The organism is Lentzea alba (assembly GCF_047445655.1).
GTDB lineage: Bacteria > Actinomycetota > Actinomycetes > Mycobacteriales > Pseudonocardiaceae > Lentzea > Lentzea alba_A.
This window is the reverse complement of sequence record NZ_JAJAEG010000055.1, coordinates 27111-45165: the sequence shown is the minus strand read 5'-3', so window position 1 is coordinate 45165 and position 18055 is coordinate 27111. Positions and strand designations below refer to the sequence as shown.

1 protein-coding gene is annotated in these 18055 nt (G+C 68.6%); it reads left to right on the top strand.

Going from position 1 to position 18055, the window contains the following annotated elements; all coding sequences use genetic code 11:
• Window positions 1–11 precede the first annotated feature (11 nt).
• On the top strand, window positions 12–18047 hold the full coding sequence (locus LFM09_RS47515; RefSeq protein WP_414103253.1) for an SDR family NAD(P)-dependent oxidoreductase: 18036 nt from the start codon (window positions 12–14) through the stop codon (window positions 18045–18047).
• Window positions 18048–18055: the final 8 nt, after the last annotated feature.

Sequence of the window (18055 nt, the reverse complement as noted above, 5' to 3'; positions counted from 1 at the left end):
CTGGTGGGGCGATGGTGTCGGTCATCGCGTCCGAAGAAGAAGTGCTGCCGCATCTGACGGCTGGCGTGTCGATTGCGGCGGTCAACGGGCCGCGCGCGGTGGTGATCGCTGGGGTTGAGGACGAGGTTCTGCAGGTTGCGGAGCGGTGGAAGAGCAAGCGGCTGAAGGTCAGTCATGCGTTCCACTCGCCGTTGATGGAGCCGATGCTCGACGACTTCCGTGAGGCGATCAGCGGGATCACCTTCAACGCGCCGAGCATCCCGATCAGCGTGTCCGGGGATGTCACGACCGTCGACTACTGGGTGAGTCATGTCCGGGATGCGGTGCGGTTCCACGAGAACGTCACCCGGTTAGGTGATGTAACCGTGGTGGAGGTCGGGCCGGACGCGCAGTTGAGCGCGATGGTCGACGGGGCCACGGCGGTGTTGCGGCGTGACCGCGGTGAGGTCGCGTCAATGTTGACTGCACTCGGTCAAGTACATGTTGACGGAATCAATGTTGACTTGACTCAGCTGTACGCAGGTGGACGGAAGGTCGATCTGCCCACCTATGCGTTCGAGCACCAGGTGTTCTGGCCGAAGGCGGTGCGCAAGGCCGGCGACGTCGGTGCGTTGGGGCTGACGCGGGTCGAGCACCCGTTGCTCGGGGCGGCGGTCGACGTCGCCGGGGCGGACGGGGTGCTGTTCACGAGCCGCTTGTCGCTGAGCTCGCACCCGTGGCTCGCGGATCACGTGGTGTTCGGGCAGGTGCTGCTGCCTGGCACCGCGTTCCTGGAGCTCGCGGTGCGGGCGGGTGACGAGGTCGGACTCGACCGCGTCGACGAGCTGACGCTGGCCGCGCCGCTCGTGTTGTCCGAGCAGGGTGCGGTGCGGGTTCAGGTCGCGGTTGGCGTTGAGGAGAACGGGCGGCGCGCGGTCGAGGTGTTCTCGCGGCCGGACGGTGCGGAGGTGCCGTGGACGCGGCACGCGACCGGGTTCCTGGCCGATGGTGCCACTGGCAGCGACTTCGATGCGACCGTGTGGCCGCCGCGGGCGGAAAGCGTTGACGTCGAAGGGGCTTACGAGCGGTTCGCGGCGAACGGGTTCGACTACGGGCCGGTGTTCCAGGGGCTGCGAGCTGTGTGGCGCGGCGACGGTGAGGTGTTCGCCGAGGTCGCGTTGCCCGAGGGTGTGGACGGGGCGGCGTTCGGGCTGCATCCGGCGTTGCTCGACGCCGTTCTGCACGCCGGTGGGTTCTTCGACGGGGTCGAGGCCGGGCTGCCGTTCTCGTGGGAGGGCGTGTCGCTGCACGCCACTGGAGCTTCGTCGGTTCGGGTGAGGTTGCGGCGGGACGGGGACGCGTGGGTGATCGCGGTCGCCGACGCGGCCGGTGCGCCGGTGGCCACGATCGGGTCGTTGGTGACGCGTGCGGTGTCGGCGCAGCAGGTGAGCGCTGTGGAGCGGGACTCGTTGTTCCGGCTCGACTGGGTGCCGGTGTCGTTGCCCAACGCCGGTGCGGCCGCCGTGGTGGTGGAGGAGTTCGTTGGCGACGGCGATGTCGTCGAGCAGACGCATGCGCTCGCCGCGCGTGCACTTGAGTTGGTGCAGCGGTGGATCGCCGAGGAGCGCGCGGAACGGCTGGTGTTCGTGACGCGTCAGGGCGACCTGGCGGCGAGCGCGGTGCACGGCCTGGTTCGGGCGGCGCAGAACGAGCATCCCGGGCGGTTCACGCTGATCGACACCGATGCCGAGGTTTCGGAGCAGGTGCTCGCGATCGACGAGCCGCAACTGCGGGTGCGTGACGGGCAGGTGTTCGCGGCACGGCTCGCACGGGCTGAGGCGGCGGAGCCCGGCGAGTTCGCGGGGCCGGTGCTGATCACCGGCGGCACCGGTGGGCTCGGGCGTGTGGTTGCCCGGCACCTCGTCGAACGGTACGGCGTCAAGGAACTCGTGCTGGTCAGCCGGACCGGCAAGGCTGACGTGTCCGATCTGGACGCCAAGGTCGCCGTGGTCGCGTGCGATGTCAGTGACCGCAAGGCGTTGCAGAAGGTGCTGAAGAAGCACAAGGTGCGCAGCGTCGTGCACACGGCCGGTGTGCTGGACGACGGCGTGGTCGAGTCGCTCACGCCGGAGCGCCTGGCGAACGTGCTGAAGCCCAAGGTCGACGCGGCCTGGAACCTGCACGAGCTCACGAAGGGCTTGGACAGGTTCGTCATCTTCTCCAGCGCGGCCGGCACGTTCGGTGCCGCGGGTCAGGCGAACTACGCGGCGGGCAACGCGTTCCTCGACGCTCTTGCCGAACACCGGCGGGCTGCGGGGCTGCCGGCTGTTTCGCTGGCGTGGGGTGCCTGGAACCAGACCGGCATGTTGTCGGAGGCCGACGCCGAACGCATGGCGCGCGGTGGCACGCCGCCGTTGTCGGTGGAGCAGGGGCTTGCGCTGTTCGACGCGGCGATCGCCGGTGAGGACGCGGTGTTGCTGCCGTTGCGCCTCGACCTCGCGACGTTGCGCGATCAGGGCGAGATCCGCCCGTTGTTGCGCGGCCTGATCCGGTCGCGCGCTCGACGCGCCGCGGCTCAGGCGGACTCCGGGCTCGTCCAGCGGCTCACCGCGATGGCTCCCGAGGCGCGCGTGGCCGCGTTGCTCGACCTGGTTCGCACCGAGGTCGCGGCGGTGCTGGGCCATGACGGTCATGCGGCGATCGACCCGGCCAAGGCGTTCCAGGACCTCGGGTTCGACTCGCTCACCGCGGTCGACCTGCGCAACCGCCTGACCGGCGTCACCGGGCTGCGGCTGCCGAGCACGTTGATCTTCGACTACCCGACGTCCGAGGTGCTCGCCGGCTTCTTGCGGGACGAGCTGTTCGGCGCCTCGGATGTGGTTTCGCAGTTGCCCTCGCTGGTGTCCACTTCGGACGATCCGATCGTGATCGTCGGCATGGCCTGCCGCTATCCGGGCGGGGTCGCCACGCCGGAACAGCTGTGGGACCTCGTGGTCGACGGACGCGACGCGATCACGGAGTTCCCGTCCAACCGCGGCTGGGACCTCGACTCGCTGTACCACCCGGATCCCGACCACGTCGGTACCTCGTACACGAAGTCCGGTGGCTTCATCCACGACGCCGATCTGTTCGACCCGGAGTTCTTCGGGATGTCGCCGCGCGAGGCGGTGTCGACCGACGCTCAGCAGCGGCTGTTGCTCGAAGCGTCGTGGGAGGCGTTGGAACGCGCGGGCATCGACCCGGTCGGTTTGAAGGGCAGTCCGACCGGTGTGTTCGCCGGTGTCATGTACAACGACTACTCGCTGCTGCTCGAAGGCGACTCCGAGGGCTACCAGACGACTGGCGGCTCGCCTTCGGTCGTGTCCGGCCGGGTGTCTTACACGTTCGGTTTTGAGGGACCTGCGGTCACTCTCGACACGGCGTGCTCGTCGTCGTTGGTCGCGATGCACTGGGCTATGCAGGCTCTTCGCGCCGGGGAATGCTCTCTCGCGCTTGCCGGTGGTGTGACTGTTCTGGCATCGCCGGGGGCGTTCATCGGGTTCTCGCGGCAGCGCGGGCTCTCGCCGGACGGCCGCTGCAAGGCGTTCTCGGATTCTGCTGATGGTGTCGGCTGGTCCGAGGGTGTCGGTGTGGTCGTGCTGGAGCGTCTGTCTGACGCTGTGCGTCTTGGCCACAACGTGTTGGCTGTCGTGCGCGGTTCGGCGGTGAACCAGGACGGTGCTTCCAACGGCCTGACTGCGCCGAACGGTCCCTCGCAGCAGCGGGTGATCCGGCAGGCTTTGGCCTCCGCTGGGCTGTCCACTGCGGACGTTGACGTCGTGGAGGCGCACGGCACGGGTACGACTCTGGGTGACCCGATCGAGGCGCAGGCGCTTCTGGCGACGTACGGACAGGACCGGTCGGAGCCGCTGTTGCTCGGTTCGATCAAGTCGAACATCGGCCACACGCAGGCTGCCGCGGGTGTCGCGGGCGTGATCAAGATGGTGCAGGCGCTGCGGCACGGCGTCGTGCCGCAGACGTTGCACGTTGACGAGCCTTCGTCCCACGTGGACTGGGAGGCGGGTTCGGTTCAGCTGTTGACCGGCAACGCCTCGTGGCCTGAGGTCTCTCGCGCGCGCCGTGCTGCCGTCTCGTCGTTCGGTGTCTCGGGCACGAACGCGCACGTGATCTTGGAGGCTGCGAGCGCTCCGGAATTGTCAGACCTGCCTGAGATGATTGGGATGGGGGGTGGCTCCCCCCAGGGGGTCAGCCAACCCGGATCGATCCAGGGCGAGGGTGCGCCGGTCAAGAGCGCACAGGTTGAGGGCGCGCTGGTTGAGGGCGCGCTGAGTGATGGTGTGCTGGGCGAGGGTGCGCCGCTCGTGGTGTCCGCGAAGTCGGCGGCGTCGCTGCGGGCGCAGGTTGAGCAGGTTTGCGCGCTGGTGGACAGCGGTGTTCCGGCGGTGGACGTCGGGTTCTCGCTGGCGACCACGAGGGCGGTGTTCGAGCACCGGGCCGTGGTGTGGAACGGCGTTGAGCTCGCCAGTGGTGTGGTGCGGAACCGGCCGCTCGCTGTGGTGTTCTCCGGGCAGGGGGCGCAGCGGCTCGGGATGGCGCGGGAGTTGTACGAGGCGTTCCCGGTGTTCGCGGAGGCGTTGGACGCCGCGCTGGTGAACCTTGATCCGGCGCTGCGGGACGTCATGTGGGGTGACGATCAGGAGGCGTTGAACCAGACAGGCTTCGCGCAGCCGGCGATCTTCGCGGTCGAGGTGGCGTTGTTCAGGTTGCTGGAGTGGTTCGGGGTGCGGCCGGCGCAGCTTGCCGGGCACTCGATCGGTGAGATCGCGGCTGCGCATGTGGCCGGGGTGCTCAGCCTTGAGGATGCCTGTTTGTTGGTCACGGCTCGTGCGGCGCTCATGCAGGCGTTGCCGGTCGGTGGGGCGATGGTGTCGGTCATCGCGTCCGAAGAAGAAGTGCTGCCGCATCTGACCGCTGGCGTGTCGATTGCTGCCGTCAACGGGCCGCGGTCGATCGTCATCTCCGGGGTTGAGGACGAGGTTCTCCAGCTTGCGGAGCGGTGGAAGAACAAGCGGCTGAAGGTCAGTCATGCGTTCCACTCGCCGTTGATGGAGCCGATGCTCGACGACTTCCGTGAAGCGGTCGGTGGGATCACGTTCAACGCGCCGAGCATTCCGATCAGCGCGTCTGGGGACGTCACGACCGTCGACTACTGGGTCAGTCACGTGCGTGAGGTGGTGCGGTTCCACGAGAACGTCACTCGGTTGGGTGACGTAACCGTGCTGGAGGTCGGGCCGGACGCGCAGTTGACGGCGATGGTTGACGGGTTGATTCCGACGTTGACGCGAGTCAAGTCTGATGTTGATTCAATGTTGACTGCGCTCAGTCAAGTACATGTTGACGGAATCAATGTTGACTGGATGCGGTTCTACGGCGGCGGCAAGCGGATCCAGCTGCCCACGTACCCGTTCAACAGGCAGCGGTACTGGCCGGCGAGTGCGGGGAAGGCGTCGGACGCTTCCGGGCTCGGGCTGGTCGGGATCGCGCACCCGTTGCTCGGGGCGGCGGTGGAGCTGGCCGAGGGCGAAGGCGTCGTGTTCACGAGCCGGGTGTCGTTGAGCACGCACCCGTGGCTCGCGGACCACGTGATCATGGGGCGCAACCTGGTGCCCGCCGCGGTGCTGATCGAGCTCGCGTTGCGGGCGGCGGACGAGGTCGGGCTCGACCGGGTCGACGACCTGACGCTGGCCGCGCCGCTCGTGCTGCCGGAGCGCGGGGCGGTGCAGGTGCAGTTGAAGGTCGGCGCGGACAACAACGGGCGACGGCAGTACGCGATCCACTCGCGGCCTGAGGACGCCCCGGACCTGCCGTGGACGCAGCACGCGACCGGTTTCCTGGCGGCCGGCACGACCAGTAGCCACTTCGAGGCGGCGGTGTGGCCGCCTGCCGGGGCTGTGGCGATGGACTACGAGGAGTGCTACGAGAGGTTCGCGGGCGCCGGGTTCGCTTACGGGGCGGCGTTCCAGAACCTCAAGGCTGCCTGGCGTGTTGAGGACGAGATCTACGCCGAGCTCGCGTTGCCGGAGGACGTTGACGGCACGCGGTACGGGTTGCATCCGGCGTTGCTCGACTCGGCGCTGCACGCGGCGTTGCTGGACGAGACGCTCGACGCGGGGCTGCCGTTCTCGTGGGAGGGCGTGTCGCTGCACGCCACCGGTGCGAGCGAGTTGCGCGTCAAGCTGACACGCGACGAGGGCGGCATGCGGCGGACGATCGCGCTGGCCGACGTCACGGGCGCGCCGGTCGCCACGGTCGAGGCCGTGGTCGTGCGGGCGGTCAACGTCGAGCAGCTCGGTGAGAAGAAGAGCGAGCTGTTCGGGGTCGAGTGGGTGCCCGTGACGCAGGACGACGTCGCGGCGCCCGAGTCGGTCGTGGTCATCGGGCCGGACGTGCTCGAACTCGGGTTCCCGGTGGTCGAGGCGGTTGCGGAGGCCGATGCCGAGCTGGTCCTGGTGCCGATCACCGGTGACGAGGACGTGCTCGGCAGCACACACGGCAACACCGCGCGGGTGCTGCGGCTGGTGCAGGAGTGGATCAGCAGCGGGAAGGGCGGCAGGCTCACGTTCGTCACGCGCGGCGCGACCACGGGCGAGGACCTGGGAGCCGCGGCGGTGTGGGGGCTCGTGCGGTCGGCGCAGTCCGAGCACCCCGGCCGGTTCGGGCTGATCGACCTGTGCGGCAACGACCTGTCCACCGCGATGGTGTCGGTGGCGTTCGGGGTGGACGAGCCGCAGTTGGTGGTGCGGGACGGGCAGGTGCTCGCCGCTCGGCTGGCGCGGGTCACGGGTGTGCAGGAAGTTCGTTGGGAAGGCAAGGTCCTGGTCACCGGTGGCACCGGTGGGCTGGGTGCGGTCATCGCGAAGCACCTTGTCGAGACGCATGGCGTGAGGGAGCTGTTGCTCGTCAGCCGGCGTGGTCAGGCGGACACGGCGGAGCTGGAAGCGTTGGGCGCGCAGGTCACCGTTGCGGCGTGCGATGTGACGGACCGGGATGCGGTCGCGGAACTCCTGGCGCAGCACGAGATCCGGGGTGTCGTGCACGCGGCCGGTGTGCTGGACGACGGTGTGATCGAGTCGATGACGCCCGAGCGGGTCGCTAGTGTCCTCAAGCCCAAGGCTGACGCCGCGTGGCACCTGCACGAGCTGACGGGTGACTTGACGGCGTTCATCGTGTTCTCGTCGGCGGCTGGGGTGTTCGGTAACGCCGGTCAGGCGAACTACGCGGCGGGCAACGCGTTCCTCGATGCGTTGGCACTGCGTCGCAGGGCTTTGGGGCTGCCCGCGACCTCGATGGCCTGGGGTGTCTGGTCCGAGGTCAGCGGGATGACCGGTGAACTGACCGAGGCTGAGGCGGCACGGATGACCGCCGCGGGCATGCCGCCGATCACGTTGCGGCAGGGGCTGGAGCTGTTCGACGCGGCCGTGGCTAGCGGGTCGGCGTTGACCGTTCCGGTGCGGCTGGACCTCGCTGCGCTGCGGGCGCGTGGTGCGGTGGCGCCGTTGTTGCAGGGGCTGATCAGGGTTCGGACGCGGCGGGCAGCGGCTGGTTCCGCCACGGCTTCCGGGCTGGTGCAGAAGCTCGGTGCGATGGACGTGACGGATCGGCGTGCTGCGCTTGTGGATCTGGTGCGGTCTCAGGTTTCGTCGGTGTTGGGGCACGCGTCGATCGACGCTGTGGACGCGGCGCGGGCGTTCCAGGACCTCGGGTTCGACTCGTTGACCGCGGTGGAGCTGCGCAACCAGTTGACCGAGGCGACCGGGCTGCGGTTGCCGGCGACGCTCGTGTTCGACTACCCGACCGCTCTCGCGCTGGCCGACCACCTGCACGCCGAGCTGTTCGGTGAGGTCTCGGAGACCGCCGGGCTGCCCGCGCTGGTGTCCACTTCGGACGATCCGATCGTGATCGTCGGGATGGCCTGCCGGTTCCCCGGTGGCGTGACGTCGCCGGAGACGTTGTGGGATCTGGTGGTCTCGGGCACGGACGCGATCACGCCGTTCCCGGAGAACCGCGGCTGGGACCTCGACACGTTGTTCCACCCGGACCCCGACCACCTGGGCACGTCCTACACGCGTTCCGGTGGCTTCCTGCACGACGCGGACCAGTTCGACCCGGCGTTCTTCGGGATGTCGCCGCGCGAGGCGCTCGGCACGGACGGGCAGCAGCGCATCCTGCTGGAGACGACCTGGGAGGCGTTGGAGCGGGCAGGGATCGACCCGACTTCGCTGCGGGGTTCGCGGACCGGTGTGTTCGCCGGTGTCATGTACAGCGACTACGCGCAGATCGTCGAGGCCGACTCCGAGGGCCATCAGGGTGCCGGTACGTCGCCTTCCGTGGTGTCCGGGCGGGTCTCCTACACGTTCGGGTTCGAGGGGCCGTCGGTGTCGGTCGACACCGCGTGCTCGTCGTCGCTGGTCGCGATGCACCTCGCGGCGCAGGCGCTGCGGGCCGGCGAGTGCTCGCTGGCGTTGGCCGGTGGTGTGACGGTGATGTCGACGCCGGGGGCGTTCGTCGGGTTCTCGCGGCAGCGCGGGCTTTCGGAGGACGGTCGCTGCAAGGCCTTCTCGGATTCGGCGGACGGTGTCGGCTGGTCCGAGGGTGTCGGTCTGCTGGTGCTGGAGCGCCAGTCTGACGCCTTGCGCAACGGCCACAACGTTCTGGCGGTCATGCGCGGTTCGGCGATCAACCAGGATGGTGCTTCCAACGGGTTGACCGCGCCGAACGGTCCTTCGCAGCAGCGGGTGATCAGGCAGGCGTTGGCTTCTGCTGGGCTGTCCACTTCGGACGTTGACACGGTCGAGGCGCACGGCACGGGTACAACGCTGGGTGACCCGATCGAGGCGCAGGCGCTGCTCGCCACCTACGGGCAGGACCGTCCATCGCCGCTGCTGCTCGGTGGCATCAAGTCGAACATCGGCCACACGCAGGCGGCCGCCGGTGTCGCCGGTGTGATCAAGATGGTGCTGGCGATGCGGCACGGGGTGGTGCCGCCGACGCTGCACATCACCGAGCCGTCCACACACGTCGACTGGAGTGAGGGTGCGGTCGAGCTGGTCACCGAGGCCACGCCTTGGCCTGCTGTGTCGCGGCCGCGGCGTGCGGGTGTCTCGTCGTTCGGGTTCTCCGGCACGAACGCGCACGTGATCTTGGAGGCTGCGAGCGGTCCGGAATTGTCAGACCTGCCTGAGATGATTGGGATGGGGGGTAGCTCCCCCCAGGGGGCCAGCCAACCCGGATCGATCCAGGTCGAGGGTGCGCCGGTCAAGAGCGCACAGGTTGAGGGCGCGCTGGTTGAGGGCGCGGAGTTCGTGGCGGGGACACCCGAGGTGCCGTTCGTGGTGTCGGCCAAGACCGCGGAGGCGTTGCCGGGGCAGGTCGAGCGGGTCAAGGCGGCTGAGGGTGCGCCGGAGGACGTGGCGTACTCGCTGCTGACGACGCGGGCGCAGTTCGAGCATCGGGCGGTGGTGCTCGGGGATGAGGTGCTGGCGCAGGGGACCGCGCAGTCGCAGCGGTCGCTGGCGGTGCTGTTCTCCGGGCAGGGGTCGCAGCGGGTCGGCATGGGGCGTGAGCTGTACGAGGCGTTCCCGGTCTTTGCCGGGGCGTTCGACGACGTGCTGCAGTACCTCGACCCGGCCGTTCGTGAGGTCATGTGGGGTGACGACCAGGAGGCGTTGAACCAGACCGGGTACGCGCAGCCGGCGTTGTTCGCGGTGGAGGTTGCGCTCTACCGGTTGGTCGAGTCCTGGGGTGTCAAGGCGCAGCAGGTCGCCGGGCATTCGATCGGTGAGATCGCGGCGGCGCATGTCGCCGGCGTCCTTGAGCTTGAGGACGCGTGTTTGCTGGTGACGGCGCGGGCGGCGTTGATGCAGATGCTGCCGGTCGGAGGCGCGATGGTTGCGGTCCAAGCCTCTGAGGAGGAGGTGGTGCCGCACCTGAGCGAGAAGGTGTCGATCGCGGCGGTCAACGGGCCGAAGTCGGTGGTGATCGCGGGTGACGAGGATGAGGTCGTCCGGATCGCCGAGCGGTGGAAGAGCAAGCGGCTGAAGGTGTCGCACGCGTTCCACTCGCCGTTGATGGAGCCGATGCTGGGCGACTTCCGTGAAGCGCTGGCGGAGATCGAGCTGCACCAGCCGAGCATTCCGGTTGTCGCCAGCGGGGACGTCACGACCGTCGACTACTGGGTGAACCACGTCCGGGATGCGGTGCGGTTCAGCGAGAACGTGCAGAAGCTGAGGGACGGCGGCGCGACGACGTTCCTCGAAGTCGGGCCGGACGGGGTGCTCTCGGCGCTGGTCGAGGACGCCATTCCGGTGCTGCGCAAGGACAAGGGCGAGCGCGTGGCGGCGTTGACGGCGCTGGCGCGGCTGCACGTCGACGGCGTGAAGGTCGACTGGAGCGGGTTCTGCGCGGGCGGCAAGAAGATCGATCTGCCCACGTACGCGTTCGACCACCAGCGGTACTGGCCGGCCGTGCAGCTCGGCGGGGACGGCGCTACCGGGATCGGCATGGTCGCGGTCGGGCACCCGTTGCTCATCGCGTCGGCGGAACTCGCTGACGGGGAAGGGTTCCTGTTCACCAGCAGGCTGGCGCTGCGCACGCACCCGTGGATCCGCAACCACACGATCATGGGTCGGGTGATGGTGCCGGGGGCGGCGCTCGTCGAGCTCGCGATGCGGGCCGGGGACGAGGTCGGGCTGGACCGGCTGGAGGAGCTGACCTTGTCGGCGCCGGTGGTGCTGCCCGATCACGGTGGACTGGCGTTGCAGATGAAGGTGTCGGCGGGTGATGAACGCCGGACGTTCACGATTCACGCGCGGCCGGATGAAGTTGTTGACGCGCAGTGGACTCAGGTTGTCAGCGGTGTGCTGGCCAAGGGGGAGCAGCGGGTCGAGTTCGACGCTTCGGTGTGGCCGCCGAACGCTGAGATGGTGGACGTCGCGGGCTGCTACGAGAAGTTCGCTGAGGCCGGGTTCGCTTACGAAGGCATGTTCCAGGGGCTGCGCGCGGCTTGGCGGGACGGCGACACCACCTACGCCGAGGTCGCGTTGCCGGACGACGTGAGCGTCAAGCCGTTCGGGCTGCATCCGGCTTTGCTCGATGCCGCGCTGCACGCGTCGTTGCTCGACGAGAGCGGGGCGGCCGGGTTGCCGTTCGCCTGGGAGAACGTGTCGCTGCACGCGACCGGGGCGACTGCGTTGCGGGTCAAGATGACGCGGGACGACAACGGGCTCCGGATCGCGCTCGCCGACCCCGCGGGCAACCCGGTGGCGTCGGTCGAGTCGCTCGTGATGCGGGCGGTTGCGGCAGAGCAGCCGGCCGAGTTGGACGCGTTGTTCGCGGTGCAGTGGACGCCGATCGCGGTGCCTCCGGCTGAGGCGGGCAAGACGATCAGCGTGCTCGGGCCGGACGTGATCGGGTTGTCGGTCGGCCGGGTCGAGGGTCTGCTTTCGTTGACTGACACGGATGTTGTGCTCGTGCCCGTCGCGGGGGAGCAGACCGCCGAGTCGGTGCGGACGACTACGCATCGGGCGTTGGAGCTCGTGCAGGAGTGGATCCGGGAGGACCGTGACGGGCGGCTCGTGTTCGTCACGCGCGGTGCGGTCGAGGGTGACGACCTGGCCGGTGCGGCGGTGTGGGGTCTGTTGCGGACGGCGCAGACCGAGCACCCGGAACGGTTCGGGCTGATCGACCTGGATGCCGAGGAGTCGTCGCTGGCGACGTTGCTCGGGGTGCTGGACCTCGACGAACCGCAGCTGGTGATCCGGGACGGTGAGGCTCGGGCGGCACGACTGGGGCGGGTTGCCGGAGGTGCGGCCGTTGCCTGGGAGAGCCCGGTTCTCATCACCGGCGGTACCGGTGGGCTGGGCAGGATCGTGGCGCGACACCTGGTCGAGAACCACGGCGTGACCGAACTGGTGCTGGTCAGCCGCAGCGGGCGGGGTGACGTGAGCGAGCTGGAGGCGTTGGGAGCGAAGGTTTCCGTCGTCGCCTGTGATGTCGCTGATCGGGCCGCGTTGTGGGAGCTGTTGAAGCAGCACAAGGTTCGGGGGGTTGTGCACGCTGCCGGTGTGCTCGACGACGGTGTGATCGAGTCTTTGACGCCGGAGCGTGTCGACGGTGTGTTGCGGGCCAAGGTCGACGCGGCGCTGAACCTGCACGATCTGGCGACGGAGGCTTCGCAGTTCGTGGTGTTCTCGTCGGCGGCCGGTGTGTTCGGCAACGCCGGGCAGGGCAACTACGCCGCAGGCAACGCGTTCCTCGACGCGTTGGCCGCGCACCGGCAGCTCAACGGGCTGCCGGGTGTGTCGCTGGCGTGGGGTGCCTGGGACACCGGCATGTTGTCGGCCGAGGACGCGGAACGCATGCAGCGCTCGGGGATGCCGGCGATCTCGGCCGAGCTGGGGCTGCGGTTGTTCGACGCGGCAGTTGGCGGGCTTGAGGCGGCGGTGGTGCCGGTGCGGCTCGACCTCGGGGCGCTGAAGCAGAACGGTGACGTGAAGCCGTTGCTGCGAGGGCTGATCCGGGTCAAGGCCCGGCGCAAGGTCGCGGGGTCGGAGACGGCTTCCGGGCTGGTGCAGCGATTGGCCGTGCTCGATGAGACCGGCCGGATGGACGCGTTGGTGGACCTGGTGCGGGGTGAGGTCGCGGCCGTGCTCGGTTACGACACGATCGCGGCGGTCGACCCGGCGCGGGCGTTCCAGGAGCTCGGGTTCGACTCGCTGACCGCGGTCGAGCTGCGGAACCGGCTCACGGCGGTCACCGGGCTCAAGCTGGCGGCGACCGTGGTGTTCGACTACCCGTCGTCGGTGCAGCTCGCCGGGTACTTGAAGGACGAGCTGCTCGGTTCGGTTGTTGCTGCTTCGGATCTGCCTGCGCTGGTGTCCACTTCGGACGATCCGATCGTGATCGTCGGGATGGCCTGTCGTTATCCCGGTGGGGTTTCCTCGCCGGAGGAGCTGTGGCAGCTGGTGGCCGACGGTGTTGACGCCGTCACGCCGTTCCCGACGAACCGCGGCTGGGACCTCGACACGTTGTTCCACCCGGACCCCGACCACCCCGGCACGTCTTACGTGCGGGCGGGTGGCTTCCTGCACGACGCCGATCTGTTCGACCCGGAGTTCTTCGGGATGTCGCCGCGGGAGGCCGTCGCGACGGACTCGCAGCAGCGGCTCATGCTGGAGACGGCGTGGGAGGCGTTGGAACGGGCAGGGATCGCGCCGGCTTCGCTGCGGGGTTCGCAGACCGGTGTGTTCGCCGGTGTCATGTACAACGACTACACGCAGCTCATCGGCGGTGCGGACACCGAGGGCTTCGGGTCGACCGGCGCTTCGCCTTCGGTGATCTCGGGGCGGGTGTCCTACGCGCTCGGGCTTGAGGGGCCGTCGGTGTCGATCGATACCGCGTGTTCGTCCTCTCTTGTGGCGATGCACTGGGCTATGCAGGCTCTTCGGGCTGGTGAGTGCTCGCTTGCGTTGGCCGGTGGTGTGACCGTGATGTCGACGCCGGGCTCGTTTGTCGGGTTCTCCCGTCAGCGCGGTCTGTCGGAGGACGGGCGGTGCAAGGCGTTCTCGGACACGGCTGATGGCGTTGGTTGGTCTGAAGGTGTTGGTCTGCTCGTGCTGGAGCGTCAGTCGGATGCCTTGCGTCTTGGCCACAACGTGTTGGCTGTCGTGCGTGGGTCTGCGATCAACCAGGACGGTGCTTCCAACGGGCTGACGGCGCCTAACGGGCCGTCGCAGCAGAGGGTCATCCGTCAGGCGTTGGCGTCTGCCGGGTTGACCGCTGCTGATGTCGATGCTGTCGAGGCGCACGGCACGGGTACTTCTTTGGGTGACCCCATTGAGGCTCAGGCGCTGATGGCTACTTACGGGCAGGAGCGTGATGTGCCGCTGTTGCTGGGCGGCATCAAGTCGAACATCGGGCACACGCAGGCGGCCGCGGGTGTCGCTGGTGTGATCAAGATGGTGCAGGCGATGCGGCACGGGGTGTTGCCGCGGACGCTGCACGCTTCGACGCCTTCGTCGCACGTCGACTGGAGTGAGGGTGCGGTCGAGCTGCTGCAGGAGAACACGGCTTGGCCTGCGGTTTCGCGGGCGCGGCGGGCTGCGGTGTCGTCGTTCGGCATCTCGGGCACGAACGCGCACGTGATCTTGGAAGCGCCGGGCTCGGGGATCCCCCCGTTCTCCAGCGTACCGGGTGAAATTGCTGGTCAGGGCGGTGCTGCGGAATCTGTGGACAACTCGGCGGCTGTGGACAACTCGATTCCGTGGGTGGTCTCGGCGAAGTCCGAAGGTGCGCTCGACGGGCAGGTTCAGCGGATTCTGCAGGTTCGCGGCGATGCGAAGGACATTGCGCACTCGTTGTTGAGCGGTAGGACGTTGTTCGACCACCGGGCGGTGGTGCTCGACGGCGAGGTCGTGGCGCGCGGGTCAGTGAAGAAGCAGCCGGTGGCGTTCCTGTTCAGCGGGCAGGGATCACAGCGGATCGGCATGGGACGCGAGCTGTACGAGGCGTACCCGGTCTTCGCCGAGGCGTTGGACAACGCGCTGCAGCACCTCGACCCGGCACTCCGCGAGGTCATGTGGGGTGAGGACCAGGAGGCGCTGAACCAGACCGGGTTCGCGCAGCCGGCGTTGCTCGCGTTCGAAGTCGCGCTGTACCGGTTGATCGAGTCGTTCGGGGTGAAGCCGGATCACGTTGCCGGGCACTCGATCGGTGAGGTCGCGGCGGCACACGTGAGCGGTGTGCTGAGCCTTGAGGACGCGTGTCAGCTCATCACGGCGCGGGCCGCGCTCATGCAGAACCTTCCGGCCGGTGGCGCGATGGTGTCGGTCATCGCCTCGGAGGAGGAGGTGACGCCGTACCTGACGGGCAACGTGTCGATCGCGGCGATCAACGGGCCGCGGACCGTGGTGCTGGCGGGCGAGGAGGACGAGGTCCTCAAGATTGCCAAGCAGTGGAAGTTCAAGCAGCTCAAGGTCAGTCACGCGTTCCACTCGCCGTTGATGGAGCCGGTGCTGGAGGACTTCCGGGAGGCGATCGCGGAGGTCACGTTCAGCGAGCCGAAGATCCCGTTCCAGGCGAGTGGCGATGTCACGTCGGTCGACTACTGGGTCAACCACGTGCGGGATGCCGTGCGGTTCCACGACAACGTGACTGCGCTCGGCGAGAAGACCTTCCTGGAGATCGGGCCTGACGCGGCGCTCACGCCGTTGGTCGACGGGGCGATTCCGACGGTCAAGCGTGGCCACGACGAACGCAGGCAGCTCCTGACCGCGTTGGGGCAGGCGCACACGCAGGGCGTCAACGTCGACTGGTCGCAGCTGCTCACCGGAGCCGAGAAGATCGATCTGCCCACCTATGCGTTCCGGAGGCAGTCGTACTGGCCGAAGGTTGTCGACAACACAGGCGATGTGAAGGCGGCCGGGCTCGGGAGCGTCGGGCATCCGTTGCTCGGAGCGGCGGTGCAGCTCGCCGGGCAGGACGGGCACCTGTTCACGAGCCGGATCTCAACGAGGACGCACAGCTGGCTCGCGGACCACGTGATCATGGGGCGGGCGCTGGTGCCGGGTGCGGCGCTGGTGGAGGTCGCGCTCAAGGCCGCGGAGGAGCTCGGGCTCGACACGTTGGAAGAGCTGACGATAGCGGCACCGCTCATGCTGCCCGAGCAGGGTGGTGTGCAGCTGCAGGTCGCGATCAGCGCCGAGGACAACGAGAAGCGCAACGTCACGATCTACAGCAGGCCCGAGGACACGGACCTGCCGTGGACCGAGAACGCGAGCGGCGTCCTCAGCAGCAACGACACGCCCGCCCAACGGCTCGACACCTGGCCTCCGCAGGGTGAGCCGGTCGACCTGAACCACGTCTACGACAAGTTCGCGGAGATCGGGTTCGCGTACGGGGAGACGTTCCAGGGACTCCGGAACGCCTGGCGCGACAGCAAAACCGTCTACGCCGAGGTCGCGCTGCCGGACGACGTCCAGCCTGGCGCGTTCGGCATCCACCCGGCGCTGCTCGACGCCACGCTGCACACCGCGCTCCTCCAGGAAGGCGACGGAGGCGCCGGGCTGCCGTTCAGCTGGGAGGGCGTGAAGATCCACGCCACGGGCGCGGCCAGCGTGCGGGTCAAGATGACCAGGGACGAGAGCGGGGCGATGCACATCGTCATCGCGGACCCGCAGGGCAACCCGGTCGCCGAGGTCGAGTCGCTGGTGGTCCGGGCGGTGAACGCGGGGCAGCTCAACGAGAACACCACGCGCGACGCCCTGTTCACGCTCGGCTGGACGCCGATCAACGCCACCGACCCGATCGACGCGACCGTCGCGGTCGCGGGCGAGGACCACTTCGGCCTGGTCGACCACTTCGTCGCCGGACGCGTCTTCGACAACATCGAGACCGCCGACGCCGAGGTCGTCGTCACCGAGATCGTCGCCTACTCGGACGACGTCGTGGACTCCACGCACGCCGCCGTCTCGGACGCGCTGATCAACGTCCAGGAGTGGATCACGAGCCACCGCGCAGGAAGGCTCTGGTTCGTCACGAAGAACGCCATTGCCACCAACGACAACGAAGCTCCGGACCCTGTCTCCGCGGCGGTCTGGGGCCTGGTCAGGGTCGCGCAGTCCGAGCACCCCGGCAGCTTCGGGTTGCTCGACATCGACGACCAGCGCTCCAGCCTCGCGATCCTCCGGCAGGCCGTGAACGCCGACGAACCCCAGATCGTCGTCAGGGACGGCGAGATCCTCGGCGGCCGCCTCACGAGGGCGGAACGCGGAGAACACGAGGTCGAGTACGGCAAGGTCCTCATCACCGGCGGCACGGGCGGTCTCGGCCGGATCATCGCGAAGCACCTCGTCGAGAACCACGGCACGGAGAACATCGTTCTCGCAAGCCGAAGCGGACAGGCGGACACGAGCGACCTGCCGAACGTCACGGTGGCCGCGTGCGACGTGAGCGAGAGGCAAGAACTCGCCGAACTCCTCGAAAACCACCGCCCGGACACGATCATCCACGCGGCCGGCGTGCTGGACGACGGCATGATCGAGTCGCTCACGCTGGACCGCGTCGACCCGGTGCTCCAGCCGAAGGTCGACGCCGCCTGGTACCTGCACGAGCTGGCACCACAAGCGAACCTGGTCCTGTTCAGCAGCGTCGCCGGCACGTTCGGCAACGCCGGCCAGGCCAACTACGCGGCGGGCAACGCGTTCCTCGACGCACTCGCCGCGAACCGCAAGGCCCACAACCAGAAGGCGACGAGCCTGGCCTGGGGTGCCTGGGACACCGGCATGCTCAGCGCCCAGGACGCCGAACGCATGGCACGCTCCGGCATGCCCGCGATCACACCGGAACTCGGCGTCACCCTCTTCGACGAGGCGGTCCAAACCGGAGCCGCGCAAACGATCCCGGTCAAGCTCGACTTCTCGACACTGCGCAACCACGAGGTCGCACCGCTGTTGCGCGGCCTCGTCCGGACGAAGTCGAAGAAGGCCGTGGCAGGCCAGGAAACCGCGGACTCGCTCGTCAAGCGCCTGACCGCGATGACCGACCAGGGCAGGACCGACGCACTGCTGGAGCTCGTGCGCGGCCAGGTCGCCGAGGTGCTCGGCCACGCGGAGAACGAGGTCGTGGAGGAGGACCGCCAGTTCCAGGACCTCGGCTTCGACTCGCTCACCGCCGTCGAGCTGCGCAACAGGCTCGGCCAGGCGACAGGGCTGCGGCTCCCGGCCACGCTGGTGTTCGACTACCCGACGCCGGCGGACCTGGTGGCACACCTCAAGGCCGAGCTGCTGGCCGACGCGCCGGCAGCCGGGCTGCCGTCCGTGCTCGCCGACCTCGAAGCACTCGAAAAAGCACTCAACGAAGCACAGGTCGACGACGCACTGCACCAGCAGATCGCGGGCAGGCTCGACGTCCTGCGCACGAGGTGGGCCAAGAACACCGGCTCCGAGAAGGACTTCGAGTCGGCCTCGGACGACGAGATGTTCGCGATGCTCGACGAAGAGCTCGGGCTCTGAAGGAGACA

What these genes read in the sequence shown, in the direction of transcription:
- LFM09_RS47515 (WP_414103253.1), top strand. Translation starts at nt 12, where the DNA reads ATGGTGTCGGTCATCGCGTCCGAAGAAGAAGTGCTGCCGCATCTGACG.